The following is a 26754-nucleotide window of genomic DNA, read 5'->3' on the forward strand; positions in this document are numbered from 1 at the left end:
GCTACTTGGCGACTTATGTCTTGTGTAATAATCCCGTCATCTTGGTACTGGTCGCCATAAATATTGATTATACATACAGTATTATATTTAACTGTTAATTATTTTTGCGCATTAGATATTAAAACTGAATTATCAGCTAGGCGATCGCCTGAGTTAACAACGCTATCACAGCATGAATAGAGATAATCCTATCCATTAACAATTCCATTACATAACTGCAAATATTTTTTATCTATTACCCCTGTCCAAAGCTTTAGGTGTTTTAGCTCCGCAAAAGCAATTTTTCTTGTTGATAGCGATTTCTCAATTCTGCTAACTTTTCTGCATTAAAAGCAAATTGAATCGACTCAACTAGTTCTACCCAACTATGTAACATAGCCTCTGAGTGTGCTTGAGAGAATTCATCAATAAAAAATTCTCCCCACCAATGAGGCGCTTGCTTGTGGCGATGGGGTTCATGTTGCTTACGCCAGCGTCTACGCCATTTTGCAACATCGCTTTGCGTCGGTGCTTTTACACCCAAAATCGGCGGAAAATCAGCATAGCTCACAAATTTACTCACGCCTTTACCATGAACGTAAATTATGTAGCGCCAGCATTCCACTGTATATATATCTTCACGATTAATTTGGAATCTTAAACAAATCGCCTCTTCGGTGACAAATCGCGCTAACGGATGAACGATCGCTGATTTATGAATAATTTTTGATTCACGGATGACAAGCGCTTTGGGCTTGAGGGATGATAACATAAGACTAAATTTCTGTTTAAAAAGAATGGGATTTCTGCTTAAAGGGAATGCCTTCTGTTTAAAGGAAATGCGTATCGTTCTCACAGAGAACATCTGTGTAAACAGAATGTACGCGATCAACTTCAACGCAATCGCCCTTTAGTTTTCCAGGCCAGAGGGCGATTGTTATTATTTAAGCTATAATTATTAAACGACTCATATAAGTCATTTGTCAAGTAAATTATGGGAATGGTTCGGTTAAAGATTAGAGAATTTGCTGCGGAGAGGGGTTGGACGCTGAAAGAGGTATCTGACCGTTCTGGTGTGGTGTATAGTACTCTCAGAACCTACGCGCGATCGCCTGGACTAGCAACTGTAGATTTTACCGCAATTTTGAAGTTAGCACGCACTTTTGACGTAATGATTGAGGAATTAGTTGAGGTCGTGCAGGAATAATTTATGCTGAAATGAGCCTAATATTAAGGTAAGGGTGGTACCTCAAAATCATTAAACAAGCAAATATCGAAAGATGAAGTACTTAATGCTCTGACTAGTTTACCGTCGAGAGTCAGCAAAGTAGCACCTACTTGTTGTGAAAGCGCAACATAAGAAGCATCATAGGCTGAAATGCCATAATTTAAAGCCATAGTAACTGCATCTGCCATCAAATCGACTGTGGAGACAACATGTAACGGGAAAGCTTTAATAGTAGCTAAATCTGCTTGTACCTCACTAGCAGTATACAACTTAGCACGGACGTATTTCCACAAAGCGTTGGCACACTCGATGTAAAACAGGTCTGGGACATAGATTTCAGTCTGTGGATTAGCGAGATGTCCAAAAAGTTGATTAACTTTAGCAGTTAGTGGATCAGCAATAAAATACTTGATGCACACACTAGTATCTACTACACATCTGAGAGTATTTGTCATCTGTCGCGGTCTTCTCGAATCAGTTCAGTACTATCAGGTAATCCAAAGTCTGCTGGATTTACGCGACGACGACTACTACTTTCCTCTAAAAGTTTCAGGACGTTTTTGCGTCTTTCTTCTTCTGTTTGTTGTGTCTTTGTTTCCAAAGCATTCTGCAATATTGTAATAACTTGAGCGTCAATTGAGCGATGTTCAGCTTGAGCTAACTCTTGCAATCGTTCATATAAATCATCGGGTATATGTAGAAGATTTAAGATAGCCATTGTTCGACCTTGTCAAGGGATTTATTGGTAATAATACCATGATTTAATTTAGCAGCGTATTGCTATATCTAAACATTAGAAATTAAAGCTGTTTCTAGCAATAAAGCTTGTTGTCTCTTGGGCTGAGTATTTCTTGTTCCTGGTAGTAATCCAGCCGCATACAGAATTGCTACAATCGATAACACACCCATGATTGTATAAAGAATCATATTACTTGTGGATTCATTGCTTGTTTGATATATATTAAGCGATGGTGCGATCGCTTGTGTTGGTACTAAGTTTGTTGCAGATTGATTTGGATTTAAATCTCGTTTTATCTCGATAACTGTTTGATATCTAGTACTAAATTCATAGCGAACCATTTTTGATAATATATTTGCTAACCAATCGCTAACTTCTGCTTTATCTCTCCAGACAATTTCTCCGTAAATATCCAAGGTTAAAGCTTGAGGTTCTAAACCTGTGAGTGCTTCAATAGCAGTCATCCCTAGCGCGTAAATATCACTATTAAATCGGGGATATCCTCGCATTTGTTCTATTGGTGCATAGCCTTGGGTATATATTTGTGTTCCTGGTTTTTGTAGCTGAGTATTTTGAGCAATAAATTCTTTGACAGCACCAAAGTCAATTAAAAATAAATTATCGTCTTTATCTATAATTATATTATCTGGCTTAATATCTCGATGAATAATATTATTTTCATGGACAAATTCGAGAATATTAATTAATTTATCGATAATTTGGATAACTTCAGATTCTTCGAGATTTTGCTGAGATTGAATTTTTTCACTTAAAGTATTTCCCTGGATATATTGTTGAATTAAATAGAATTCTTGATTTTCTTCTACATATTCAAAGAAACTCGGTATATTCGGATGTCCGTTTAATTTTTGCAGAATATTTACTTCTCGTTGAAAGAGATTTTTAGCTGTATTCACCGCACTTGCTTTAGTACTAGAAAACGTAAAATGCTTAACTGCATAATGCATTCCAGATTGTAACAAGTCATTCGCTAGATAAGTTTTGCTAAAACCACCTTCGCCAAGTAATGTAACAATCTCATAACGTCCACCGATAATTTTAGATATCCCTGTATTCATCTGACAGTACCCTAGCAGAGATTGTCCCTAGTAATTCCATTAAAAAATACTTACTCTGTCTGCCGTATCAGCAAATATATTTCACTACTGCACCCTAACTATCTATGTTTAGCATGGCTAAAACTCTAGTGATACAAGCATTAAGTCAAGTATGTAACATATTTTATACTACAAAATACATGTTATGATGAATTTTACACACTGAGAAGTTTTATTACATATAGGTCATCTACTAATTTATTTTAAAAATTGCTAAATTATGAATCAACTTTCAATACGTTCTGGTGTATTAATAATTGGTGCAGTTTTATTATTACTTTACTTAATTAAGCCTTCATCTATACCTTGGTTTCCTTATTTAATAGTTTTAGGTTTTGTCACTTTAACTATTAAATCTACGATTGATGGTGTCAGACTAAAGAAAAATTTACTTCAACAAGTAGATACAATTGAACAAAAAATTCAGGCTGAATTAATCCAGAAAGTTCAAGGTATTAGCAAGTACCAATTAGAGAAAATTAATAAAGTAGCTTTAATAGAAAAAAGATGTAGTGAAAATCCAGAATTAAAAATTTGGGAAAGACATAAGCGTTCCTATCAGTTACTTCCCAACTCCCTTTTAGCTCTCGGTTTACTAGGGACATTCTTGGGAATTACAATGAATTTATTCTTAATCGGGAGAAATACTGGCGGCGAACTGCAATTACAACAAGCCTTACCAGATATTATCGGTTCAATGGCGATCGCGTTTGTGAGTAGTCTTGCAGCTTTAGCAGGAAGCGTGTTTTTAACGAAATTTCATCCGAATTATGATTTAGATATAGAAAAAGATAAACTGCTGATTTCTTTAGAAGATTACCTAGATAACGATTTCTTGCTATCGCAAAATCAGCCAACTGTAGTAGAAAAGATAGAAGTTTTAATCAAGTCTATCGATAAATATTCTCAAAGCTTAAATAGTTTTATCACCACTTTACCAAAAAGCACTCAAGATTTTCAAAGTGCTGTCACCACAGCAACAAATACACTTAATACATCTGCGAATAATTTCCAAGCTGTAGCGAATCAATCTTCGCAGTCGATGCAAACAGGCGCTAATGTTTTAAGCAGTGCAACTAACAACTTAGCAAAGTTAACTACCACTTTCTCTGATATCACAACTTCTCTACGTAACTCAACAAATTCTTTTGATAACGCCATAGATAAATTACAAGACTATGCAGATAATATAAAAGCTATTGGTCAGACTTTGGTTAATAATTCCTTACAAATCCAAAACTTAATTCAAACTAATCAACAAAACCTCACGCAAGTAAGCGATCGCCTGGTGCAAAATGCCAATACACTGTCAACAAGCAGCCAATTTTTCAACACTAATGTATCCCAGTTAACAACATCTTTAACGCACCACACTGGCGAAGTTGGTACACACAATAATCGCTTGCAAAGTTTGGTGGGAGTAATTGAAAATACTACACAAGCTTCTCAGACGAATATAACGCAATTAGTCTCAGCATTAAATCAAAATGCATCGCTATTAAATAATCAAATTAATCAATTACAAAATATTACTGAAAAATTTGAGCAAAACAATCAAGCTATGCAGCAAATTCAAACTAATATGACTAATTTAGTAACTGCATTAGCAAGATTACAATAATCTTGAGTTAAACCTAAACGGTGAAAATAATATGCCAAGAAGAACAAGAACTGTACCGATGAATGATACTTTTAGTATCTGGACTTCTTTTACAGATTTAATGTCTAATGCTTTTATGATTATGACGCTACTGTTATTATTAGTAATAGCAAGAAATTCAAAAAATAATGATGTTCAGATAGGAACTGGTGCAGATGAAAAGCCAACAATTATTGAACTACCATCAGCAAAATATGAATTTCCTTCTGGTAGCGCAGTTTTACCACGTAATTTAAAAACCGATATTGGTCAAAATGGCATTATTTTAAAAGAGATTGAAAATAATATTAAACAAATTGAAAATAGTAATAAAAAAGTTGATGTTATTGAAGTTATCGGTCATACAGATGGTGAAGAAGTTGGTTATTTAAAATGTAGTAATCAAAACGGCGGGAATTTAGATACAAAATTAGAAGAAGTTGCTACTCGTAATCGCGATGTTTCGATTTTATGTCCAGGTTCTAATGCCGATTTAGGTTTAATGCGCGCCTTAGCAGTAGTAAAAGAACTACAAAATGTGCAACGTCAACAAAAATCAGGACTTTTCAAGCAGCTAAAATTTCGAGCCTATTCTGCGGCGCAATTGCTGCTACCAGACGATCGAGGATTTGCGCCACCAGACAGAAGCGATAATCCCAAGCGCCGACGGATTGAAATTCGTTTCGCTCAGTTGGGACAGTATAAAACTATAGGTAATAATCGCTAATACATTTGATTTCGGGCAAAAATCTTCAATTATGGTACAAAATCTTGCAACAGCTAATGCTATATTTATTTAGGTATATTTTAAATAGTCTAAATACTTAGAAAATTATTTATTCATTGGGAATTATAAATATAACGATTTAATTGGTGAGGTAAACATGGTTCTACCTTTTATTCTAGGTGCAGCAGCTTTAGGAGCAGGCTTATTTGGAGCTAAAAAAGGAGTAGATGCTTACTCAGATAACTCAAAAGCCAAGAATTTACAACGTGATGCACAGGTAGTTTATGAGCGTGCAGAACGTAAATTAAAGTCTTCACGACAAGTAACAACCGAAACACTAGAGCATTTAGGACAACTCAAATTGGAAGTCTGGGATACACAACTTGGACGTTTCGTGAAGCTTTATGAGCAATTAAAAAACGTTGAGTTAACCGGACAAGCGAATACAGATGAGTTTAACGCGGCTAATTTTACTAGGGATGAATTAGCTCAGATGAAAGATATTGCATTAAAAGCACACGAAGTTGTCGTAGGAGGAGCTGGTGCAGTTGGAGCAGGAGCATTAGCAGGAATTGCTAGTTATGGAGGTGTTATGATGCTTGCCTCCGCATCAACCGGAACTGCGATTAGTACACTTGCAGGTGCTGCTGCTACTAATGCTACTCTGGCATGGTTTGGCGGAGGCTCAATCGCTGCTGGTGGATTTGGTATGGCTGGAGGTATGGCTGTCCTTGGCGGAATAGTAGCAGGCCCTGTCTTAGCTGTTGGTGGTATGTTAATGGCTGCAAAAGCAAGTGAAAATCTAGCGAAGGCTCGCAGCTATAAGGCAGAAGCAGATAAGATGGCGAAAGAAATGGAAAAGGCTATTAGTGTTTTAGATGCCATCACCAAAGTAGCCAACAAATTTGATGAAGTCATCATGCGACTGTCAACAGCTATGATACCCGTACTAGATGGTTTGGAAAGTACAATTATTGCCTCAGGTAAAGATTTCGCTAAATATAATCAGTCACAAAAACGTCAAGTATATCTCACCGTTCAGTTTGCTCAAGTCCTAAAGCTTTTACTAGAAACTCCGCTACTCACCAAAGATGGGGCTTTGGATGAAAGCTCCAATAAAGCTTTAAAGCAAGGACAGTCATTCTTGAGTCAATCCTAATTTATTAATGATGGCTCAAAAGCTTTAAGTTGTAGCCTCAATTACTCCTGACTAAAATAAAGGTTTTAAGTTAGGAGTTTTGTTTTTTCTGCCTAGAATTTTTTACTAAAAAACTCGCCTTGTATTGGTATCAAAAATGCCTAAAAATGCCCAAAATCAAGAATCAGTTTATTCTGCAACATCTTTTGCATCTGGTCTTTACGGTGCTGTAGAAGCTCAACAAAATGCAGCAGCAACTGATGCTATAAAGCAAGGAATGGATTTGTTCAGAATTGCTGCCGAAAAGTTGGGAGCAGTTGACCCTAAAATTTCACAAGGGAATTTATTTGAATATATAGAAGCAGCTAAATTTAATGCAGATGCTGCTTTAAACAATTCCCCGCTCAAGGCAGTTGTAACAGCTGCTGAGGGTGAACCTCACGCTGTTGCTGATATCTTGATTAAGAAGGGTAATCTAGTGATCGAAGAAGTTCAAGCTAAGTCTATGGAGAAAGCTAGTAACCTGACTCATGCTATCAGCAATCAGAAGTATCAGGGAATGCAAAAACTAGTGCCTGATGGTAATGCTGAAAAAGTGAGGCAACTAGCTGAAAAACGCGCACAATCCGGAACTATCAAAGCAGAAGAATATGCAGATACAGCTAAAAATACTACAGATAGGCTGAAAGCAGAGAAAATCCAGTCGGAAGGTACATCTTATGAAGAGAACCTTTGGGCTGCCAAAAATCCTGATATTTACGCAGCTATCACCGAAACAAAGTATGTTGCTAAAGAAGCAGCCATTACAGGAGCTAACGCAGCAGTCGCTGGATTCGTAGTTGGTGGAGTAATTTCAGCAGTAAAAAACAGCTATGCTGTTTTCAAAGGCGAAAATACTGCCGAAAATGCGATTGTTAGCACTGTTAAAGATGCAGGTCATTCTGGACTGCGTGGTGCTACTACAGGTGTAGGAGGTACACTAATCAGGTATGGAGCTACTAAGCTAGGTATTAAAGCATTAGCTAAATCTAATGTTGCAGTTACTATTGCTGCTGGTGTGATTGATGTTGGAGCATCTGTCTACAGCTTTGCTAAAGGAGAAATTACAACTGAGGAGTTAATAGAAAGAGTCGGTCAGACTGGAACCTGTACTACATATAGTCTGTACGCAGGCACAGCAGCAGGTGCTATTTTTGGCCCTGTTGGTGCAATAGTAGGAAGCATGGCAGGCTATCTCATAGCAGCGAGTATCTATCAATCTGCTGCTGCTATTTTTCAACAGGCTCGCCTAGAAGAAGTTGAAGCTGAACGAGTAGTGGCTATGTGCCAAGCAGCTTGTCAAGCTATGGAACAACAACAAGATGAGTTTGAGCATCTTTTTGAAGCTAACTTCCAGGCTCGTTCTATGGAGTTTGATGCCTGTTTTGCCGCAATAGATGCGGGATTAACGTCGAATAATATAGAATCTACAACTCAAGCTCTGGCAGAGCTTGCCGAAAAGTTCGGCAAAACACTGCAATTTGAAAACTTTCAAGAGTTTGATCAGTTTATGACTAATTCAGATCAACCTCTAATTCTTTAAATTTTTACCTTATCTGAAAAACGGAGAGGGGGAGATTCGAACTCCCGGAGGTTTTAGCCTCATCCGATTTCAAGTCGGACGCAATCGACCACTCTGCCACCTCTCCAGTAAACTGTCTAGCATTTTGTGTATCTGCTATGCACAGGCTTTCATAGATTAGCACAAAAGCTGACAGATAATACTATATCTCACATCTACGCAGATTGCACTACTGGACGCGATCGCTCGTAAAAAATTTCCTCGGACACTATCTGGTAATCGTCACCTACCCAAACTAGGGAGGCTTGGGACACCACACCCGCCTCTAGGGTGACTAAAGAGAAATTACGCCGCTTTTTGCCTTGAATTTCCACTATTCTGGGTACGCTAGCCGCATTTAAGTAAATTGTTCCTTCTGGACTTTTTAGCAAAGGCTTGCGTAACTCCTTTTTCGTGTGCCGCAGATTATGGTGCATGTGTCCAAATGTCACCAGAGGAATGGTTTTACCAGCGTTGAGAGTCTGGGAAATCGCTTCGCCCAAATCGGGATCGCCAAAATCGCCGCCAAGGGGGAGCCAGTCTTTACCACAGGGATCTTCTGGGCGATCGCCTAAGCCACTAGGCCCGTTGTGTCCCAGAAAAATAATCGTATCGTAGGCAGCACTTTTGACCGCAGCCACAATTTTATTTGCTGATTCTTCTAAATCCGTTACACCGTAACGTTCTTTGCAGATGTCAGCATATCTCCATTCTGGCCCGCCCCAACTAAAAGGACGACCCCCAACTACAGTTAAATTCCACTGGGGAAAATCCAACTTCCCATAACCGACATGGGCGGAACCTAATAAATCGAGCTGTTCTTGAACCCAGTCTTCCTTGGTGCGATCGTAGGGACACTTTTTCCGTCCCCATTCTGTGGCAGTGTACCATGCATCGTGGTTGCCCATTACAGCAGCTTTGGGAATATCAATAGAAGCGATCGCTCTCACCACCTCCACCGACTCATTGCCAAAATCCCCCACAAACAGCACTAAGTCCACACCCAAATGCTTGAGTGCAATTCCATCGTCTTCTTCCCATTGGTCGTGAACGTCGCCAACTACAGCTATTTTCAGGTTTGTTGATTTTGTTATCTCACTGGTCATGCCACTGTCCTTGCCGTCTACTTTTAGGATAGGCAACTCAGGAGGATTTGCACACATATTGGGGCATGGGGCATGGGGCATTGGGCATTGGTAGTTTGTTGACTATGCCCCTAGTTATTAAATTAAGCTAAAAGCCTTGGAAAATCCAGTTTCTTGCCTCTTGCTAACAATGAGCATAGGCAGAACGTGGAATAAGAGTTGTATTTTCAGTTTAGGGACTTCCAAATAAAAAAATATTCCAATCATTAACTTACCAAACCCGCAACTCGTAGGGGCGGGGTTACCCCGCCCCTACAATTTGGCATAATTTATTTTTTGGAGTTCCCTTACACCAATGCCCCATCCCCTATGCCCCATGCCCAAAGCGGCGGAGCAACTATCTCTGTTTCCCCAAGCAAAGATAAAGTTCTCCGCCGCTTCCATAAAGCTTCTAGGATTTTTGGTGAAAACCACTATATTTTTTGGTAAAAACTACTATAATTAATCCACAGCACAAATACTTGCAACCTTAAGTAACCCCTAACTGTGTTTAAAACTGCACTTGTCGATCGAGAAACAACCCATCCGGGTGTACTACCACTGGATTTATTTGCGGCGATTGAAAGCCTCAAAAAAGAACTCAACGCGGTGATTTTAGCCCATTACTATCAAGAGCCAGATATCCAGGATATTGCAGATTTTATTGGGGATTCATTACAACTAGCTAAAGCCGCAGCTAATACTAATGCAGATGCGATCGTTTTTGCTGGCGTTCACTTCATGGCAGAAACAGCAAAAATACTCAATCCTGATAAATTGGTACTGCTACCAGACTTAAATGCTGGTTGTTCTTTAGCCGATAGTTGTCCGGCGGAAGCCTTTGCAGCCTTTAAAGCCGCCCATCCCGATCACCTAGTGGTTTCTTATATTAACTGCTCTGCGGATATTAAAGCCATGAGCGATATTATCTGCACCAGTTCCAATGCTGTGAAAATTGTCCAGCAAATTCCGAAGGATCAGCCGATTATTTTTGCTCCCGATCGCAATTTGGGGCGTTATGTCATAGAGCAAACCGGACGAGATATGCTGCTGTGGGATGGTAGCTGCATTGTCCATGAAACCTTCTCAGAAAAGAAAATTGTCCAGTTAAAAATAGCCCATCCCGAAGCAGAAGCGATCGCACACCCAGAATGCGAAACTAGCATCTTGCGCCACGCCAACTATATTGGCTCTACAGCAGCTTTACTCACCTATTGTCAAAACAGCCCCGCACAGGAATTTATCGTGGCTACAGAGCCAGGAATCATTCACCAAATGCAAAAACTGGCTCCTCAAAAGCGGTTTATTCCTGCGCCACCAATGAATAATTGCAATTGCAATGAATGTCCGTTTATGCGGTTAAATACTTTAGAAAAAGTGTATTGGGCGATGAAAAATCGTACTCCGGAAATCACCATGTCTGAAGATATTAGATTAGCAGCTTTGCGTCCAATGCAACGGATGTTAGAGATGAGTATTTAGGTAAATTCATCAATTAAGTTTTTATATTATGTAGAGGCATAATTCTATTGTCTCTACATACAGCATATTTCCGGTAAATGAGGTACGCGCTTCGGGGCATGGCAGTGCCAGTGCCCCTACAATAAACGATAATCTGTACCTCACTAACTGGCAATCTGCTGTATTTTTTTGCTTTGAAATAGTTGGATTATAAGCATCAGTCTTGTGTTTATACCAATTTAAAAAAAGAATGCGACAGTAGGGGCATGGCATTGCCATGCCCTCTAAAATATATGGATAAACTTTGGCGAGAATATAGGTTCTGAAGTCAAATGTAGGGTGTGTTGTCTCAGGGAGTAAACGCACCAAAAACAATTCAACGTGCCCTACCAAAGAGCGATAATACAAGCTACAGGCTGGTAATTTATGGTCAGTATTTATGAAATTAGATAATGTTGTCCCTTGGGGTAGAACTCTTGAAGAGTACAAGCTGATGTTTGCTTTATCAGATGCAGATCTGAAGAAATCGATTCTTGGGTGTGGTGATGGCCCTGCAAGCTTCAATGCTGAAATGACAGAACTCGGATATTCAGTTGTTTCGATTGATCCTATCTATGAATTTGCTGCTCAACAAATCAAACAACGAGTTCAAGAAACTTACGAGTCAGTAATAACACAAGTTAAACAAAATTCAAATAACTACATTTGGAAGAACTTTCGCAATGCAGATGAACTTGGTTATGCCCGTTTGGCTGCAATGGAGAAATTTTTATCGGACTATGAAACTGGTAGAAAAGAAGGGCGCTACTTACCCCAATCTTTACCACATCTAGAACTAGCCAACAATCAATTTGAGTTATGTGTGTGTTCCCATTTACTCTTTCTTTATTCTGAGCAACTATCGTTAGATTTTCACATTGCATCTATTGATTCTCTGCTGACAATTTCTCCAGAGGTGCGGATTTTTCCCTTATTGAAACTTAATTGTGAAATATCACCCTATCTTGAGCCAGTGATTCAAAAGTTTTCCAATCAAGGATTTGATGTTCAGCTTCAGCCTGTTGCTTACGAATTTCAAAAAGGGGGTAACCAGATGTTAACTATTAGAAAACAATTTAAGGTGCGTTAGCCTACGGCATAACACACCCTACGAAAATTGATATTGTTCATCGCAATTTTTTCTACTTTATTTATCTAACAACTAACTCCATATTGTCTCTGCGCCTCTGCGTCCTCTGCGGTGCAATTTTAAAAGATGGGGAGGTAAATTTCCCCATCTTGAGATAATTCCATTACTGACCTTTTTGCGCTTTCGATTGAGCCGCCTCACTAAATTGCTGGTATAACTTAACGCGGCTTTGTGCTTCTGGATAACGACTATGGCTTGATGACACCTTACTCATTAAATCTGAAGCTTGTTGCCATTGTGCAGCTAAAGCTGACCATTGTTCGGGAGTTGTGGCTGTTTTCCCAGATGCAGAAGCTTGATTAGCAATCCGCACTGCGACTGCAAATGGATCGTCTGCAGGAATGGTAACAGTTTTGCTGACATTTGGATTTGCGGCTGGTGCTGCTTTTTTATTCGCTATGTTTTGAGAAGCATCTGCATATTTTTTATATAGCTGAACGCGGGTTTGTGCTTCTTGATAGCGACTGTGGCTAGGTGACACCTGATTCATTAAATTAGAAGCTTCTCGCCACTTACTAGCTAATTCTGAATGCTGCTGTGAAGTTGCGGCTGTTTTCCCCAATGCAGAAGCTTGATTAGCAATCCGCACTGCGTCTTTGAAGGGGTCTTTTGCAGAAAGAGTAGTATTTTTGGGATTGGAAACAGTTGCGCCTTGGAGATTGACAGATGAGGGTTGAGAAGTTTGTGCAGAAATAGAGCTTTCCTGTTTTCCTTCTAACCAACTGTAAGCACCCCAAACTAGCAACAGCAGTGGTAAGCATAAGCCAGAGACTTTTAATACCTCCATTGGCAAAGAGCGCTTTGGTATATTTTTACTCAAGAACCTATTTTGGGTTCTGCGGCGATGTCTTCTTTTAAAGATGACAAATCGCAAAGAATTTGGCTTCGGTAAGCTGACTTGAGCTAGTTCACTCTTAGTCTCTTTGAGGTTTTGAAAATCATTAATTAGTTGCTGAATTAGACCTGGTTGTGGTAATGTAATTTCCTCTGACCAAAGCAATTGACCATCGCGATCGCGATAAATTTCCGTTAACCAAAGTAATTGTTGTTCCCTGACAATCCGACTGTTAATATTCACCCGGCGGATATTACGCGGTGCAATAGACTCAAGAATTTGCCGAATTTTTTGCACTACAGTAGATTGTTCTAGTTGATCGACTGTTTGAGCCTCACACAGCAGTTGTAAGACCCCATCTGAGAAAATAGCTCTAGTTCGCACGCCAGAAGCAACTAGTTTTTCGTTCAATATTTGAATGATCGCCGCAACGCTACCTTGGTGTGCTTGCCAAGCGATATCGTTTATTCGATCTGCCATTTTTAATTTAGTGATAAATTTTCCACCCTGATTTGTTAAGGAACTCATTTAATTTATTTAGGCTAGTATGTTTATGCAAAACATCGCCTTATTTTTGATTTTATGAGTAAAGCTACAAGGTTGACACATAAAATCTTTAAAATAAGGTCGAATTTCTATCTTTAGGCAGAAGGCTGAATCTGCAACAGTTAGTTTAGTCCTCATTTTAGGTAATTGTCCACCTGTTGAGGATGAAATATTACCTGTTTTAGGACATCTATTTGCTGTTTATCATACAGCTAAAAATTGATTTCTGGCTTGTTGTTAGGGTACGTAATTATACTAAATTTTTATGTAGACAAATATAGATAAAAGTAAAAATTCTCCGCATCAATACTGATAAATTTTGGTGCTATTCATGTACTAGTTAAATTAAAAGGGTGGTAAACCCACCCCTCTGCTTTACTTGCGTTCTGGATGACCTGTTTCTTCGACTGTATGCACACCCATCTGGTTAATTGCAGCAATCATCTGATATAAGCGTCCCAAATCCCGTTGATTGAAATAGAGAACAAGACGAGGTAATCCTAATGTTTCATCCTGTCCTTCTTGGGATAATGCCTGACTTTTCTCGATTTTATCTTTCACGAGAATATCGCTAAAGTCAGCATTGAGTTTTTCTACTTCAGCTGCCGATATATCTGTTGTCAGACGAATGACCAAGCGATCGCCTACATAGCGGCTAGAGTGATAAACCTGGTAAAATCTGGTAATTGCCTCGCAAGCTACATCTACGCTGTCTGTAATCGTGTAAAGACTCGGATCTTCAGGACTGACAAGACCTTTTTGTACTAGCTGTTCATCGATATATTCACCCCAAGAACGCCAGTAATCGCCCCCAGGATGATCTATTAACACTAGCGGAACAGGGCCAAATTTACCTGTTTGGCTTAATGTCATGCATTCAAAAGCTTCGTCTTGAGTGCCAAAACCGCCAGGAAATAAGGCTACAGCATCGCTTTCTTTTAATAGAAATAATTTGCGCGTGAAAAAATATTTAAAGTGAATCAGCTTAGAATCGCCTTCAATAAAAGGATTCGCTTGCTGCTCAAAAGGTAATTGAATATTTAAGCCAAAGGAATTTTCTCGTCCTGCACCTTCATGGCCTGCTTGCATAATACCGCCGCCACCGCCGGTCATGACCATAAATCCCAGCTTGGTAACAGCCTGCGCAAACTGCATAGCCATGTGATATTCTGGGGTTTCTGGTGCTAGGCGAGCCGAACCAAAAATAGTTACTTTACGGATGTGTCGGTAGGCATAAAAGAGTTGAAAACCCCGTTCCATGTCTGCTAAAGCAGCCGACAATATTTTCCAATCCAGACGCTCAATATCACTATCAGCTAGACGCACTATGGTAGCCAGTGCCTGTTTGATGAGTTGCTGATTTTTTAACGTCGGTAACCGATCGATTAATTCAGCGATGTCCGCTTGGAGAGACTCTAATGTATCAAACGACGCAGATGAAGCCATGATAACCGCTGCCACAATGGTACTATATTTTATCTAATTTTGGAGCGCTATGTATCAACTTTTGCCAGGTTTGTTGATGAATAACAGTTTTGATATACCGCACTAAAAAGCACCTGTGGTTAAGGATTAACCAAGGCGCTAGTAACGCTTCTCTATGAGATGCTTGGCGTCGCTAAAATCAAAATTCCTCTGAGCAAATTTTGATTGTAGAAATCTCGCCAGGGACTTTCAGCAAAATAAACAATTAAAAAGCTGTTTAAGTAGCTTTATGAACTGCGTACACCAGAACACATAAAAAATTCATTAATCCCCCTCGAACCCCTGCTTTTTTAACCTTTCCTAGCCTCAGCGCCCCTATTTTCCAGCTAGCCATTCACGCCTGGTTTTGGCACAACCACGCATGAAAATCTATCTTTCCTCTGCCCCATGCCCCATGCCCCATGCCCCATGCCCATTTTCAAGCGAGTTCGGCTTTCCATCTGTTGTCAATGGTAGCTAGGCGATCGCAAAAGGCATTAATATTTCCGCTAGTTCTGCTCAGGATAGGTTCAACAACAGCAGTAATTACGTTAAACAGTTTGATAGAGACGCGAAATTTCGCGCCTCGCAAACTTGTTTACAAAAATTGACCTAAAAGTTAGAACCAAGGGAAAAATCAACAGGATTTTACTACCAATTGAGATTCAAGAAGAAGAAGAAGAATCAAGATACTTTTCCAACGTGGTAGCTAATGTACTTTTAGGAACGGCACCAACGACCATATCGACTTTTTGCCCCTCTTTAAAAATCATTAGTGTGGGAATGCTGCGGATGCCATACTGACTAGCAACATTAGGATTCTCATCAGTGTTGACTTTAACGACTTTTATCTTACCTGCGTACTGCTGGGCAATTTCATCCACAACAGGAGCTACCATCCTGCATGGGCCACACCAAGGTGCCCAAAAATCAACTAAAACAGGTACATCACTGTCGAGTACTTCTTGCTTAAACGTAGAATCTGTGACTTGTGCGGCTGCTGACATGCCTAAAAACCTTTGCCAATTATATTTCTGAGTTTCGTGAAAATTCTACCATAGCAAAAACAGCTGCTTAGAAGCGAAGGATGTACATTTGCAAAGAAGCTATTGAATATTTATTTATAAAAACATAAGGAACCGCCCGAACATAGTCCGGGCGGAGTGTGGTGTGAGGAGTGAACGGAAACATGCGTCTCCGCTATCTCTATTGTAGGCGACATATGTAATTTTTCCAGCCATTGTTGAAAATGCTGGAAAAATTTCTTGAAGAATTTGGATATTAAGAATTAAGAGTCAAGAGTCAAGAGTCAAGAGTCAAGAGTTAATGGTCAATGGTCAATGGTTGTTTGTCAACAGCGATTTTTTCCATATCCCTAGCCCCTAGCCCCTAGCCCCTAGCCTAAGCGCCCTTTTATTTACCCATACCTAGTTGTTGGGCTTTTTGGTAGACTTTGCCTTCAGTGAGTAGAGAAGGAGCAATCACAACTTCAACTTGTTGCATTTCTTTGATATTTTTAGCTCCTAAAGTACCCATACTGGTTTTTAAGGCTCCTAAAAGATTATGAGTACCATCATCTAATCCAGCAGGGCCGATGAGGATTTGCTCTAGAGTACCAGTAGTAGCAACGCGAATCCGGGTACCACGAGGTAAGACAGGGCTAGGAGTAGCCATTCCCCAATGATAACCCCGTCCCGGAGCTTCGGCGGCTCTGGCGAAGGGAGAACCAATCATCACGCCATCAGCACCGCAAGCAATGCATTTGCAAATGTCTCCGCCAGTGATTAAACCACCATCTGCAATTACAGGAATGTAGTTACCAGTTTCTTGATAGTAATCATCCCGTGCGGCGGCACAATCGGCGATCGCAGTTGCTTGAGGTACGCCTACACCCAATACGCCACGAGAGGTACAAGCCGCACCAGGGCCAATTCCTACCAGTACGCCAGCCGCTCCGGCTTTTAATAGATTTAATGTCACTTCGTAAGTTACACAATTGCCCAAAATTACCGGAATGGGCATTGTCCGGCAGAATTCTGCCAAATCTAAGGGCGCAATCGATTCTGGTGAGAGGTGGGCTGTAGAAACTACTGTAGCTTGTACAAAAAATAAATCTGCTCCAGCTTTGGCTACAACTTCGCCATATTTACTGGCTCCAGCTGGTGTAGCACTGACTGCGGCTATTCCACCTTGTTGTTTAATTTCCTGAATACGCTTTTCAATTAATTCCGGCTTTACTGGTTCAGCATATAGTTCTTGCATCAGGTGGACAAATTCATCTTTGCCCACAGCCGCAATTTTATCTAAAATTGGATCTGGGTCAGCATAGCGAGTTTGGATACCTTCTAAATTGAGAACTCCTAATGCTCCTAGCTGTGATAACTTTACAGCCATCCGCACATCTACTACACCATCCATCGCACTAGCAATGATGGGAATTTCTCGCTCAATGTTACCAATCTGCCACCTGGTATCTGCCAAACTCGGATCGAGTGTTCTCCTGCCAGGTACTAGTGCAATTTCATCAATTCCGTAAGCTCTCCGAGCTGTTTTGCCCCGCCCAAGTTGAATGTCCACGCTGTAACTTTTCCCAAATCTTTGTTTAAGCTAGGGTATCAAATTGTGGGCAAAGTTGGTGCAATTTTTTTTCAAGTTACTGTCACTATCCACAGGGACAAATATCACCGAAATTTGTTAATTAGTTTCTGTGCGATCGCTGTTGCAGTTGATTGTTCAGGCTGCTAATTAGAAAATAATTAGCTTGATGTGCCAGTTGTTACCAATAAAGCTGCTATTTTAGCAGTGAAGGATGAAAATAAGGCATTGGGCATTGGGCATTATTCGTGTTCTTGACTTTTCAATGATGAGAAATGGCTTTGTCTAGGTTAATTTTCCGAAAAATATAATTTTTTACCTTTAGGATATAGCTGAAAGTGGTAAGTATTCTACATGGAATTTGAATGGAACCCAAACAAAGCAGCGCTCAATGTTGATAAACATGGTGTTTCCTTTCAGGAAGCTGCAACCGTATTTAACGATCCACTATCTGTAACTTTTCCCGATCCGGCTCATTCCATAGGAGAAAATCGTTACATTATCATTGAGATGTCTCGATATAGAGAACTTTTAGTGGTTGCACATACTGATAGAGGCGAACAAATACGAATTATCAGCGCCCGAAAAGCTACCCGACAGGAGAGGAAGTTTTATGAAGAAGGAAGTTGAGAACGAAATGGAAGACGAGTTAAGTCCTGAGTACGACTTTACCCAAATGACAGGAGGTATTAAGGGTAAGTATGTTGAGCGATATCGTACAGCAACAAACTTAGTGCTGTTAGATCCTGATGTTGCTCAAGCTTTTCCCAATGATGAAGCAGTTAATGAAGCATTAAGATTATTGATGCAAGTTGCCCAACGTCAGCAGATACATACTACGATGCCGCAAACAGAATAAAAGCTGCTGTTAGTCTTTCTAGCTCTTTAGCCGTTGATATCTTCTCCAAATTTTTTCTATTGCCATTAACTGCAACAAGGTTCAGCTATCTGGCAGCCAGAATTGTTACCATAGATTGAGATTAGATAATGAAGCCTTGATCCAAGCTGAAACCTTAGAACTATTAGAATGGAATCGCCTCTGCCAGCATCTTGCGACTTTTGCGGCAACTAAGTTAGGGGCGATCGCGTCACGTCAGCTAAAAATTCCCGACTCTCAAGGGGAAAGTACGCAGTTGTTGGAGCAAACAAAGGAAGTTTACCAACTAGAAAGCCGTCTCTCCCCCAGTTTATCGTTTGAGGGAATTCAAGATATTGGGGATTCTCTGGAACGAGCAGAACTACAAGGGATTTTGGCAGGAGATGAACTGTTAGCGATCGCTACTACATTAGCTGGCAGTAGGAATTTACGGCGGATAATTGACAACCAAGAAGATTTACCCATCTTGACGGAGTTGGTTGCCGATTTACGCACTTATCCCGAACTTGAGCAGGAAATTCACCGTTGTATCGACGAACGGGGACAGGTAACCGATCGCGCTAGCCAAAAATTAGGGGAAATTCGCACTGACTTGCGGAGATTACGCAGTCAAATTACGCAAAAGCTGCAAAATATTTTACAAGCTAAATCTAGCGCTGTCCAGGAGCAATTAATTACCCAAAGAGGCGATCGCTATGTCATCCCGGTAAAAGCGACACACAAAGACGTTATCCCCGGTATTGTCCACGATACCTCTACCAGTGGGGCTACGCTGTATGTGGAACCGAACAGCATCGTCCCTGTAGGTAACCAATTACGCCAAGCCATTAGAAGAGAGCAAACAGAAGAAGAAGTTATTCGTCGCGCTTTAACAGAACAAGTAGCCGCAGTTAAACCAGATTTAGAAAGGTTATTAGCAATTGTGACTACCTTGGATCTGGCTACAGCTAGGGCGCGTTACAGTTTTTGGTTAGGTGCAAATCCCCCCAGATTTATTAGCTGGGAACAGCAAGAAAGTATTACCTTACGCCAACTGCGTCACCCGTTGTTAGTGTGGCAGCATCAACACGAGCAAAGCTCACCAGTAGTCCCCGTAGATTTGCTGATTAATCCGATAATTCGGGTAGTGACAATTACCGGGCCAAATACTGGCGGTAAGACTGTTACCTTAAAAACTTTAGCTTTGGCGGCATTAATGGCGAAGGTGGGTTTATTTATTCCCGCCCGCGAACCTGTAGAAATACCTTGGTTTGACCAAGTATTAGCAGATATAGGTGACGAACAATCATTACAGCAAAGTTTATCGACATTTTCCGGTCATATTCGCCGGATTAGCCGGATTTTAGAGGCTTTGGGCAATGGGGAACCAGGGACTGCGGACAAAGAAGAATCATCAATGCCCCATGCCCAATCCCTAGTATTACTAGATGAAGTAGGGGCAGGAACCGATCCAGCAGAAGGTAGTGCTTTAGCGATCGCCCTTTTGCAACATTTAGCTAACCACGCCCGCCTGACGGTAGCTACAACCCACTTTGGTGAACTGAAAGCGCTGAAATACGAAGATGAGCGTTTTGAAAACGCCTCAGTCGAATTTGACGAAAGTACCCTATCACCAACTTATCGCTTGTTGTGGGGCATTCCTGGACGTTCTAATGCCTTGACAATTGCTCGGCGCTTAGGTTTAAAACTAGAAGTTGTCGAACAGGCGAAAACTCACCTGGGAGGCGCAACCGACGAAGTTAACCAAGTAATTGCTGGGTTAGAAGCGCAACGCCGCCGCCAAGAAACCAAAGCAGCCGAAGCTCAAAAATTGTTGCAGCAAGCAGAACGGTTATATAAGGAAGTATCAACCAAAGCTGCCAATTTAGAAGAAAGGGAACGGACATTAAAAGCTTCTCAAGAAGCAGCAGTACAACAAGCGATCGCCCAAGCTAAAGGTGAAATTGCCCAAGTCATCCGGCGGTTGCAGCAAGGTACACCCACCGCCCAAGATGCCCAGCAAGCCACTAACGCCCTTAATCAAATAGGGCAGAAATTCCAGCCAGCAGCACCAGCCAAACCCAAAGTGGGATTTATGCCCAAAGTAGGCGATCGCATCCGGCTGTCTCAGTTTGGGCAAACAGCAGAAGTATTAGTGGCTCCCGATGAAGATGGAGATTTGACCGTGCGTTTTGGCATCATGAAAATGACCGTCAAACTCGAAGACGTAGAATCTTTAGATGGTCAAAAAGCTGAACCAACTGTCAAATCTAAACCAGCACCCGCACCAGTTACCCCAGCCGCCCCACCAGCCTTAGCAATTCGGACTTCTAAAAATACAGTAGATTTGCGCGGAAAACGGGTACCTGACGCTGAATTATTGTTAGATAAGGCAATTTCCGAAGCAATAGGCCCGATATGGATAATTCACGGACACGGTACAGGGAAACTACGGCAAGGGGTGCATACCTATTTACAACAGCACCCCAGAGTCAGCAAATACGAAGCAGCAGAACAAGTAGATGGTGGTAGCGGTGTTACCGTTGCCTATGTGGATTGACCAAAGAAAGGCAGATTTAATCTAACGCGGAAGTCCCCACCCACGGGCGTAGTAGGGTGGGGTAGTGACGCTTGGACGACGAAGGCATCCCACTCCCCCTAATCAAGCGTCAGGTTGATTAGGGAGTGGGATGCTTGATAGCGGAGCGTTAGCAAGTCCGCGAGCGTCGGAGTCGTCAATCCTTGGGATTGATAATCTGTCAATCCAATCCTCAACCAATTGAGTAACTGTTTTTTCTTTAGTTTCTGCATAAAGCCTGAGTTTGTCGTATCTTCTTTGGGATAGTCTAATTCTGATAGATTTTTCCTTCATAAATGTATCCATAGTAGTGATACATTTATGCTATCATTAAAACAACTAACATAGGTCTACATGGTAAGGCATGGGCTGTTGACTGTTAGCCAGGTGTTTAGAGAAGTAGTCCTTGCACGTTGATGAACTCGCTCACCGTTTGCTATCATGCATCCAAAAAACAAGAGTGCAAGATACCATGTGGTATTACCTTGGATGGCACTCCATCCATAGTCCGTAAAAACCAAACGGCACAAAGAAAATTTATCGCCTGTGGAAGACGGGCGACTGCCTACTGAGGGAGTGTAAGACCATCACCGACTTTAGTGTCGGATATCCTGCCGATATACCTAACATGGCAACTGCCGATGAAGTGGGAAACTCTGCATGACGAATAAGACCGTCCCTGAGTTGATCTAAGAGTTGGAAGCCCCAACCTCAGTGTTGGCGCAGCCTCTCGCAGAGAAGCAGGTTGGGGTACTTCACAGTAAGACAGAGATACATGCTGATTACCAAAACGATCAAAGCAAGCCTTACCTTCTGACTGATATAGCGAGAGGAAACTAACCTCAAGGCTTGAGAGTCTGTTTCAAAATAGGTAACAGCAACCGTCCTTATTAGCCCGATCACCTATGCTAAAAGTTATGCACTCGGCCACTAATTCAGCCACTCCAAATTCCCAGTGGGAGGATTTAATTAAACTCCCAGCCCCGAACACGGTTCAGTGGGATAACATTAAAACCCAATTGGACTTAGTGCTGTTGGCGCTCGAAACATTGACTGGCATTGGTTCCGAGGCGATGCTCTCGGCCGCAATCGAGCTGAATTTGGAGTCAAGAGTGCCGGATCGCGTGGCTTTGTGGCGATTGCGCCAGTCAAATCCGCTACGCAAAGGACAAGGAGGACGCAAAAAACTTGATGTAGAAGAAGCGCGATCGCTAGTTCTCATCATCTGCTACCTTGCCAAACAGCACCAAGAATTAATTCGTCGTGCTGTCGGTTTATTAGAACAAATGGCGGAAAATCACCAGGAACCTCACCAAACCGCTTTACTTGGCGATTATATTGATGCTTTTTGCAACACTTACCAAGAGCGCATGGAAGAGGACGATAAAATTTCCACTGATTTACTCACCCATCTAGCACTCAAACTGCTGGTAGATTTACTGTTTTACAGCGCCCCCGGTGGGCATCGCCGTTTGTGGTTAGCACTTATAGATCGTTCCACGCAATTTTAGATTTTCGATTTTCGATTGCTCCTCCAAAATCCCAAATCCAAAATCACCAATCATCTCCTTCGCAGTTTCTGCCATGCCTCTATCAAATTCTGTCATTCGTCGCTACACACCCCCCACTTGTACGCTAGAAGTCTTCGCGCAAGACTCAGCTTTGTCTCGGTGGATGGGCAAAACTGTCCTCAAGCAGTTAAGCTTTGAGCTGCGTTTTGACGATCCGCGACTGCCAGAAGAAAGCAGATTCCCAATTCGGGGCGATCGCGATCAACTTGAAGCTTTATGTGATGCTGTCACTAGTTACGTACAGCAATTTCTGCACCAATCTCCAGAAAGTTTTTGGCTCAGTTTTACCGGGCCGCAAGATTCTAGTAAAGTAGCTGATAATTGTGAATTATCAGATTTTGCCGCTTCTTCTGTACCAGCTACTACTAAATCAATCAAATCTTTTCCTACTTATCTACCACAAACAAAAATATATTTAGAGCCAAGTAGCTATTTAACTCACAATCTGTTCCTTGGTTCCCTAGCTAATCAGACATCCGGGCCAGTAATACAGCTTAGTTTGCTGCAACTATTTGATTTAGCAACTGCCTTAGATGAATACTCAGCAGATATCATGGCGTTGCCAAGTCTCGAAAATACTCGGAGTTCAACTGTGCGTTTCCCTACTTGGGCACCCGCAGCAGCAGTATTAGTATTAGGTGTAGGTTTATTACCTATTACCTGGCAATATGTGAATAATGCCAAGCCAAAACAGCAAGTTGCTACAAAAACTACTACAGATTCATCAGAAATTGCTCTGCAACCCTCGCCATCATCCCTCAATCCAGAAGCGAGCCTTTTACCCCCAGACAATTTACCACCAGTACCACCAATAGGTTCTACTCAACCATTACCTGTAGTACCTACCGCATTGCCAACAGCGCCTAGTTCTACCCTTACCAATCCATCAGCCACATTACCGAATTCTAGCTTCCCGACCGCTCAAACAACAGCTAATTCCAAATTACCTAAAAGCAATCAACCATCTGCGGCTTCTAGTGTATTTGGCATACCTGAACCAACTAGCCCAACTCTGACGGCGAATTCTCCCTTTAAAGCCTCTACTAGCGGACAGCAAATTGCCATTCAACCAAATCCCACAGCTAACCGTCCAGGTACAACTAACCCAGCAGAACTAGCTCTACCTAAAAGGCGAGAATTACCACCCAGCTTAACTGCTAACAGAGGCAGCGTTAACCCAAATGTTGTCACAACAGCGCCACCACTTCCCACCGTCCCCAATGAAATAGCCAGTTCCGCCAAGGTAGATGGAGATTATAATCCTGCATCTACTACCTCTACAGTCACAACTGGTAGCACCTTAGCTGAGAGATTGCGGAATCAACGCCAAACAGTCTCATCTAACCAGCCAACCAGCGATAGCACATTATTTGATACAGTTCAGATATCAGAAGCTAGACAATATCTCCAAAAACGCTGGCAACCACCTTCTGGATTGCGACAAACCCTAGAGTATAGTTTGATGGTAAATGTTGACGGTACCATTGAACGCATTTTTCCTTTAAATAAAGCAGCCAGAGAATTTGTTGAAAATACTGGAATGCCTAATATCGGAGCGCCTTTTGTTTCAGCTAATAAAGCTGGGCAAAATATGCGAATGCGAGCTGTACTTACTCCTGATGGTAAAGTTCAAATTTTCCCAGAAAACTAATAATTTAGGGAAAGTCTAATGCCATTGAGAAAATCAGTTTTTCTTAGTAGAAGTTTGAGTAATTGCGGTAAATTGCTTTACCATTTAGCTATTTCTTACAGTTAACTAAAGTGGTTTGAAATTTTCCGTAGACTCAACTTTTACTTGGGGAATAACTAGTTAATACCAATTCAAAATTCAAAATTCAAAATTCAAAATTCAAACATTGTTATTCAAAGGTAGTTAGTATTGAGCCTGTTCTGGTGACAATTTAAACCATGTCACAAGGGGTTTGTGTATTAGACTACATCCTTTCAACAACTGATACCAATTAAAAAAAAGAATGCGACAGATGGTAGGGGCATGGCATTGCCATGCCCTCTACAATATAATTGATGTGCCTAAATTTTGACACGCATTTGTGTAGTGTCTCGTAGAGAAGCACAATAAAATAGGCTGGGAAAACCAGCCCTGAATTTTTGCATTGCATTTGATATTTTAAAAATTCGGAATTCTTAATTGAATTCTAGAAGATTGGCGGATAAATAAACAGATTTAAGTTTCCCAATAATTGATGTCGAATCCTTAATTATGCATGAGGAATTCTCATTTAATAACGGGATTTTTTGGTTTTTGATTTTTGCTTTTTACGCCGCCGTTCTGTAGAAGCAACAGCATGATCCACTGGATAACCGACAACAGGAATTACCTGATATTTACGTTCTTCTTCTAATTTTTTGATTTCGGTGTAATCCACCCAGTGAATGCAATCTACTGGACAAGTATCTATTGCTTCTTGAATAACTTCTTCTGCGTCTCCATCCTGACGAACTACACGCGATCGCCCATAATCTGGTTCAATGTAAAAGGTATTACGAGCAACATGAGCGCAGTGCTTACAACCAATACAGGTGATTTCGTCAACATAAACACCCTTTTGACGCAGCATTCCGCCTAATTCTGGTTCTAAACCAGAGCGTTCGGGCGCATCTCTTAAAAAACCGCCTAACTCTGGTTCTAAACCGGTGCGGTTGTCTTCTTGTCCTTCCGGTGACGGCAGAAAGTCATCCATTACGCACTCCAGCGTTGTACTACCAGACGAATTGAACCATCTTCTTGTTGTTTTTGTTCCGCAACTTGAAAGCCAACACGAGCGGTTTCTTTGACCACTGTTTGATAAGCATAACGCTGAGTTACTTGGCGCAAAAATCCATCAACAGAAAGATTTTGTTGCCAATATTGCAAGTCAGCCACCAATTCATATTCTTGGCCATTCCATCTAAAGCCGATATCGTAGCCATTTTCTTGCTCAATGGAAACTTCCGCAGGATGGGTTTGACCGCGATAGCCACGTACCTCACGGGGGCCTGGTTTCCAGTCTATACCTAATTCAGTTAAAGCATCTTTTAAAGATTCGAGGTTACGGATTTGAGTTTTAATCTGGCTAAAATGTGACATGGTGGTGGTGAATTAACGACACTAAACTATTTTGAACAATTACCAATCACTCAAAGCGGTTTGCGTATTAGCCACACCGGCTTGCTGTACCATAGTGGCAAAAAACTCAGAGGTTGGCTCATTAGTAAGTACCTGTCCCAGCTGCTCTTCTATAGCGGCTGTGACTTCAGCACAAGAAGCACCTATAATGCCAGTGACTTTCTCTTGTACCCGACCATCTGGATAAATTATGAATTCTAATGTCTCCATGCTCTTGGCCAACCACGATTAGTACGCTTGAATTGTACTGCCTTAGCAGAGGGCTATTTATATAGCCTTCGGAACATTTTTAGTTTAGATACAAAGTTGCCATTTGTTAACTAATGTTCCATCTCTCAAAATATATATCTCAGAAAATTTACAAAAATTATTAATTTTGCAAGTCTGTACATTGGTCTTTAGTAAGTTTCTCGTAACCTAATCCATAAGTCAAGCTGAGAATTTAGCTTGTCAGGGGTGGGGAAACAGCCTTAAACAGAGGCTTTAGCGGTAGTATAGTCTGCTAGATTATTTATAAAAATATAAGATTTATTGAAAATGTTTATCATTATCATTGATAGAGCATTGGGCATTGGGCATTGGGGAGCCAGTGCGTTGCGGGGGTTCCCCCCGTTGAAGCAACTGGCGTCATTGGGCATGGGGGTTTTAAGTGGTGAGAGCGATCGCATTTTCTCCACTAGTAAGTTTATGTAAAAATACAGTCCATGCAAGTATGAATAATTAATTAACTAATACTTAGTTAAAAGCTATAATTTTGAAGAAAAGCGATCGCTTATGGAGTCCAGATTAAAAAACAGCGATTACCTTTCTGTTCGGTAATTTTTGCACCTAACTGATGATAAAAACTTAAACCGCGACTGTTACGAGCATCAGCATTCCAAGCAATATGAGTACAATCATTTTGCTTGGCTATTTCCGCAAGACGACTCATCAAAGCTGCTCCGGCTCCTTGGCTTCTCATGTTATCATCTACATATAAATCATCTAGCCAAATACTCGGTTGTCCTGCAAATGACGAGTATCTAAATCCGTATAAAGCAAATCCAATTTCGCGTTGTGCAATCTCTGCGAATAAAACGTAAGCAAAGGGAATTGCACTAAATAGAGTTTTGTGGATTTTGTCTTCTGAAACTTGTAAAACACCAGAAAAAGCGCCAATATTGCGGTCAAATTCGGCTTTCTTTTGAATGAATGAGAAAATCAGCGAAACATCTTCAGGGGTAGCGGTTCTGACTTTCAT

General features: G+C 41.1%; 25 protein-coding genes, 1 tRNA gene and 1 pseudogene. 13 read left to right on the top strand and 14 right to left on the bottom strand.

Annotated features, from left to right (window positions below; genetic code table 11):
* Window positions 1-262: 262 nt before the first annotated feature.
* Window positions 263-751, bottom strand: coding sequence for a hypothetical protein (locus AACW45_RS05925; protein ID WP_190632027.1), 489 nt, complete (start codon window positions 749-751; stop codon window positions 263-265).
* A gap of 222 nt (window positions 752-973) precedes the next feature.
* Between AACW45_RS05925 and AACW45_RS05930 the strand changes: the two genes are divergently transcribed.
* Window positions 974-1186 (top strand): helix-turn-helix domain-containing protein, encoded by a 213-nt coding sequence (locus AACW45_RS05930; RefSeq protein WP_190632029.1) that lies wholly within the window; start codon window positions 974-976, stop codon window positions 1184-1186.
* Between the two features lie 23 nt (window positions 1187-1209).
* On the opposite strand, the gene AACW45_RS05935 is transcribed toward AACW45_RS05930, so the two are convergent.
* The 3 genes from AACW45_RS05935 to AACW45_RS05945 form a co-directional block, all read right to left on the bottom strand.
* A complete protein-coding gene (locus AACW45_RS05935; RefSeq protein ID WP_190632031.1) occupies window positions 1210-1662 on the bottom strand; it encodes a type II toxin-antitoxin system VapC family toxin in 453 nt (150 codons plus the stop codon).
* Window positions 1659-1925 carry a FitA-like ribbon-helix-helix domain-containing protein gene (locus tag AACW45_RS05940; RefSeq protein WP_190632034.1) on the bottom strand — a complete coding sequence of 89 codons (267 nt, stop codon included), beginning with the start codon at window positions 1923-1925 and terminating at the stop codon, window positions 1659-1661. The genes AACW45_RS05935 and AACW45_RS05940 overlap by 4 nt, the downstream gene beginning before the upstream one ends.
* A gap of 68 nt (window positions 1926-1993) precedes the next feature.
* Window positions 1994-3025: a serine/threonine-protein kinase gene (locus AACW45_RS05945; protein ID WP_190632036.1), complete on the bottom strand. Its 1032-nt coding sequence runs from the start codon at window positions 3023-3025 to the stop codon at window positions 1994-1996.
* Between the two features lie 259 nt (window positions 3026-3284).
* On the opposite strand from AACW45_RS05945, the gene AACW45_RS05950 reads away from it, so the two are divergent.
* The 4 genes from AACW45_RS05950 to AACW45_RS05965 all read left to right on the top strand — a co-directional run bounded on the left by AACW45_RS05950 (window position 3285) and on the right by AACW45_RS05965 (window position 8150).
* Entirely contained in the window at window positions 3285-4685 is a 1401-nt protein-coding gene (locus AACW45_RS05950) for a methyl-accepting chemotaxis protein (RefSeq protein WP_190632038.1), read from the top strand.
* A gap of 31 nt (window positions 4686-4716) precedes the next feature.
* Window positions 4717-5430 (top strand): flagellar motor protein, encoded by a 714-nt coding sequence (locus AACW45_RS05955; RefSeq protein ID WP_190632040.1) that lies wholly within the window; start codon window positions 4717-4719, stop codon window positions 5428-5430.
* Between the two features lie 157 nt (window positions 5431-5587).
* Entirely contained in the window at window positions 5588-6589 is a 1002-nt protein-coding gene (locus AACW45_RS05960) for a hypothetical protein (protein ID WP_190632042.1), read from the top strand.
* Between the two features lie 136 nt (window positions 6590-6725).
* Entirely contained in the window at window positions 6726-8150 is a 1425-nt protein-coding gene (locus AACW45_RS05965) for a hypothetical protein (protein WP_190632044.1), read from the top strand.
* Between the two features lie 21 nt (window positions 8151-8171).
* On the opposite strand, the gene AACW45_RS05970 is transcribed toward AACW45_RS05965, so the two are convergent.
* Together AACW45_RS05970 and AACW45_RS05975 are read right to left on the bottom strand one after the other, a co-directional pair.
* Window positions 8172-8256: transfer RNA gene (locus AACW45_RS05970), tRNA-Ser, on the bottom strand.
* An 88-nt stretch (window positions 8257-8344) separates the two neighbouring features.
* Entirely contained in the window at window positions 8345-9274 is a 930-nt protein-coding gene (locus tag AACW45_RS05975; protein ID WP_190632231.1) for a TIGR04168 family protein, read from the bottom strand.
* 525 nt (window positions 9275-9799) lie between these two features.
* Here AACW45_RS05975 and nadA point away from each other — a divergent pair.
* Both nadA and AACW45_RS05985 read left to right on the top strand, forming a co-directional pair.
* Window positions 9800-10774 carry a quinolinate synthase NadA gene (gene nadA, locus AACW45_RS05980; protein WP_190632046.1) on the top strand — a complete coding sequence of 325 codons (975 nt, stop codon included), beginning with the start codon at window positions 9800-9802 and terminating at the stop codon, window positions 10772-10774.
* 418 nt (window positions 10775-11192) lie between these two features.
* Window positions 11193-11882: an SAM-dependent methyltransferase gene (locus AACW45_RS05985; RefSeq protein WP_190632048.1), complete on the top strand. Its 690-nt coding sequence runs from the start codon at window positions 11193-11195 to the stop codon at window positions 11880-11882.
* A gap of 163 nt (window positions 11883-12045) precedes the next feature.
* On the opposite strand, the gene AACW45_RS05990 is transcribed toward AACW45_RS05985, so the two are convergent.
* Both AACW45_RS05990 and AACW45_RS05995 read right to left on the bottom strand, forming a co-directional pair.
* Window positions 12046-13257: a hypothetical protein gene (locus AACW45_RS05990; RefSeq protein WP_306414986.1), complete on the bottom strand. Its 1212-nt coding sequence runs from the start codon at window positions 13255-13257 to the stop codon at window positions 12046-12048.
* 441 nt (window positions 13258-13698) lie between these two features.
* On the bottom strand, window positions 13699-14769 hold the full coding sequence (locus AACW45_RS05995) for an LOG family protein (RefSeq protein ID WP_190632051.1): 1071 nt from the start codon (window positions 14767-14769) through the stop codon (window positions 13699-13701).
* Between the two features lie 440 nt (window positions 14770-15209).
* Here AACW45_RS05995 and AACW45_RS06000 point away from each other — a divergent pair, with 440 nt between their 5' ends.
* Window positions 15210-15398 (top strand): hypothetical protein, encoded by a 189-nt coding sequence (locus AACW45_RS06000; RefSeq protein ID WP_190632054.1) that lies wholly within the window; start codon window positions 15210-15212, stop codon window positions 15396-15398.
* Between the two features lie 54 nt (window positions 15399-15452).
* On the opposite strand, the pseudogene trxA reads toward AACW45_RS06000, so the two are convergent.
* Together trxA and AACW45_RS06010 are read right to left on the bottom strand one after the other, a co-directional pair.
* Window positions 15453-15818, bottom strand: a pseudogene (trxA, locus tag AACW45_RS06005) (thioredoxin); the annotation flags it as partial.
* Between the two features lie 382 nt (window positions 15819-16200).
* On the bottom strand, window positions 16201-17364 hold the full coding sequence (locus tag AACW45_RS06010; protein WP_190632057.1) for a GuaB3 family IMP dehydrogenase-related protein: 1164 nt from the start codon (window positions 17362-17364) through the stop codon (window positions 16201-16203).
* 372 nt (window positions 17365-17736) lie between these two features.
* Here AACW45_RS06010 and AACW45_RS06015 point away from each other — a divergent pair, with 372 nt between their 5' ends.
* The 5 genes from AACW45_RS06015 to AACW45_RS06035 all read left to right on the top strand — a co-directional run bounded on the left by AACW45_RS06015 (window position 17737) and on the right by AACW45_RS06035 (window position 24038).
* Window positions 17737-18012, top strand: coding sequence for a BrnT family toxin (locus AACW45_RS06015; RefSeq protein ID WP_190632060.1), 276 nt, complete (start codon window positions 17737-17739; stop codon window positions 18010-18012).
* Window positions 17996-18241, top strand: coding sequence for a hypothetical protein (locus AACW45_RS06020; protein ID WP_190632063.1), 246 nt, complete (start codon window positions 17996-17998; stop codon window positions 18239-18241). Before AACW45_RS06015 ends, AACW45_RS06020 begins: the two co-directional genes overlap by 17 nt.
* Window positions 18242-18377: 136 nt before the next feature.
* Window positions 18378-20798, top strand: a complete 2421-nt coding sequence (locus AACW45_RS06025) for an endonuclease MutS2 (protein WP_190632233.1) — start codon at window positions 18378-18380, stop codon at window positions 20796-20798.
* Window positions 20799-21721: 923 nt separating this feature from the next.
* A complete protein-coding gene (locus tag AACW45_RS06030; RefSeq protein ID WP_096644885.1) occupies window positions 21722-22327 on the top strand; it encodes a DUF3038 domain-containing protein in 606 nt (201 codons plus the stop codon).
* 73 nt (window positions 22328-22400) lie between these two features.
* Window positions 22401-24038, top strand: coding sequence for a DUF4335 domain-containing protein (locus AACW45_RS06035; protein ID WP_190632065.1), 1638 nt, complete (start codon window positions 22401-22403; stop codon window positions 24036-24038).
* A 589-nt stretch (window positions 24039-24627) separates the two neighbouring features.
* On the opposite strand, the gene AACW45_RS06040 is transcribed toward AACW45_RS06035, so the two are convergent.
* The 4 genes from AACW45_RS06040 to AACW45_RS06055 form a co-directional block, all read right to left on the bottom strand.
* Complete coding sequence (locus tag AACW45_RS06040; protein WP_190632067.1) at window positions 24628-25089, bottom strand: ferredoxin; 462 nt, start codon at window positions 25087-25089, stop codon at window positions 24628-24630.
* Window positions 25089-25475: a DUF1257 domain-containing protein gene (locus tag AACW45_RS06045; RefSeq protein ID WP_190632069.1), complete on the bottom strand. Its 387-nt coding sequence runs from the start codon at window positions 25473-25475 to the stop codon at window positions 25089-25091. The genes AACW45_RS06040 and AACW45_RS06045 overlap by 1 nt, the downstream gene beginning before the upstream one ends.
* Before the next feature lie 39 nt (window positions 25476-25514).
* Window positions 25515-25724, bottom strand: a complete 210-nt coding sequence (locus tag AACW45_RS06050) for a DUF2997 domain-containing protein (protein ID WP_096644982.1) — start codon at window positions 25722-25724, stop codon at window positions 25515-25517.
* Between the two features lie 562 nt (window positions 25725-26286).
* A complete protein-coding gene (locus tag AACW45_RS06055) occupies window positions 26287-26754 on the bottom strand; it encodes a GNAT family N-acetyltransferase (protein ID WP_190632072.1) in 468 nt (155 codons plus the stop codon).

This window comes from Calothrix sp. FACHB-168 (assembly GCF_963889195.1).
In the GTDB taxonomy this organism is placed as follows: Bacteria; Cyanobacteriota; Cyanobacteriia; order Cyanobacteriales; family Nostocaceae; genus Aulosira; species Aulosira anomala_A.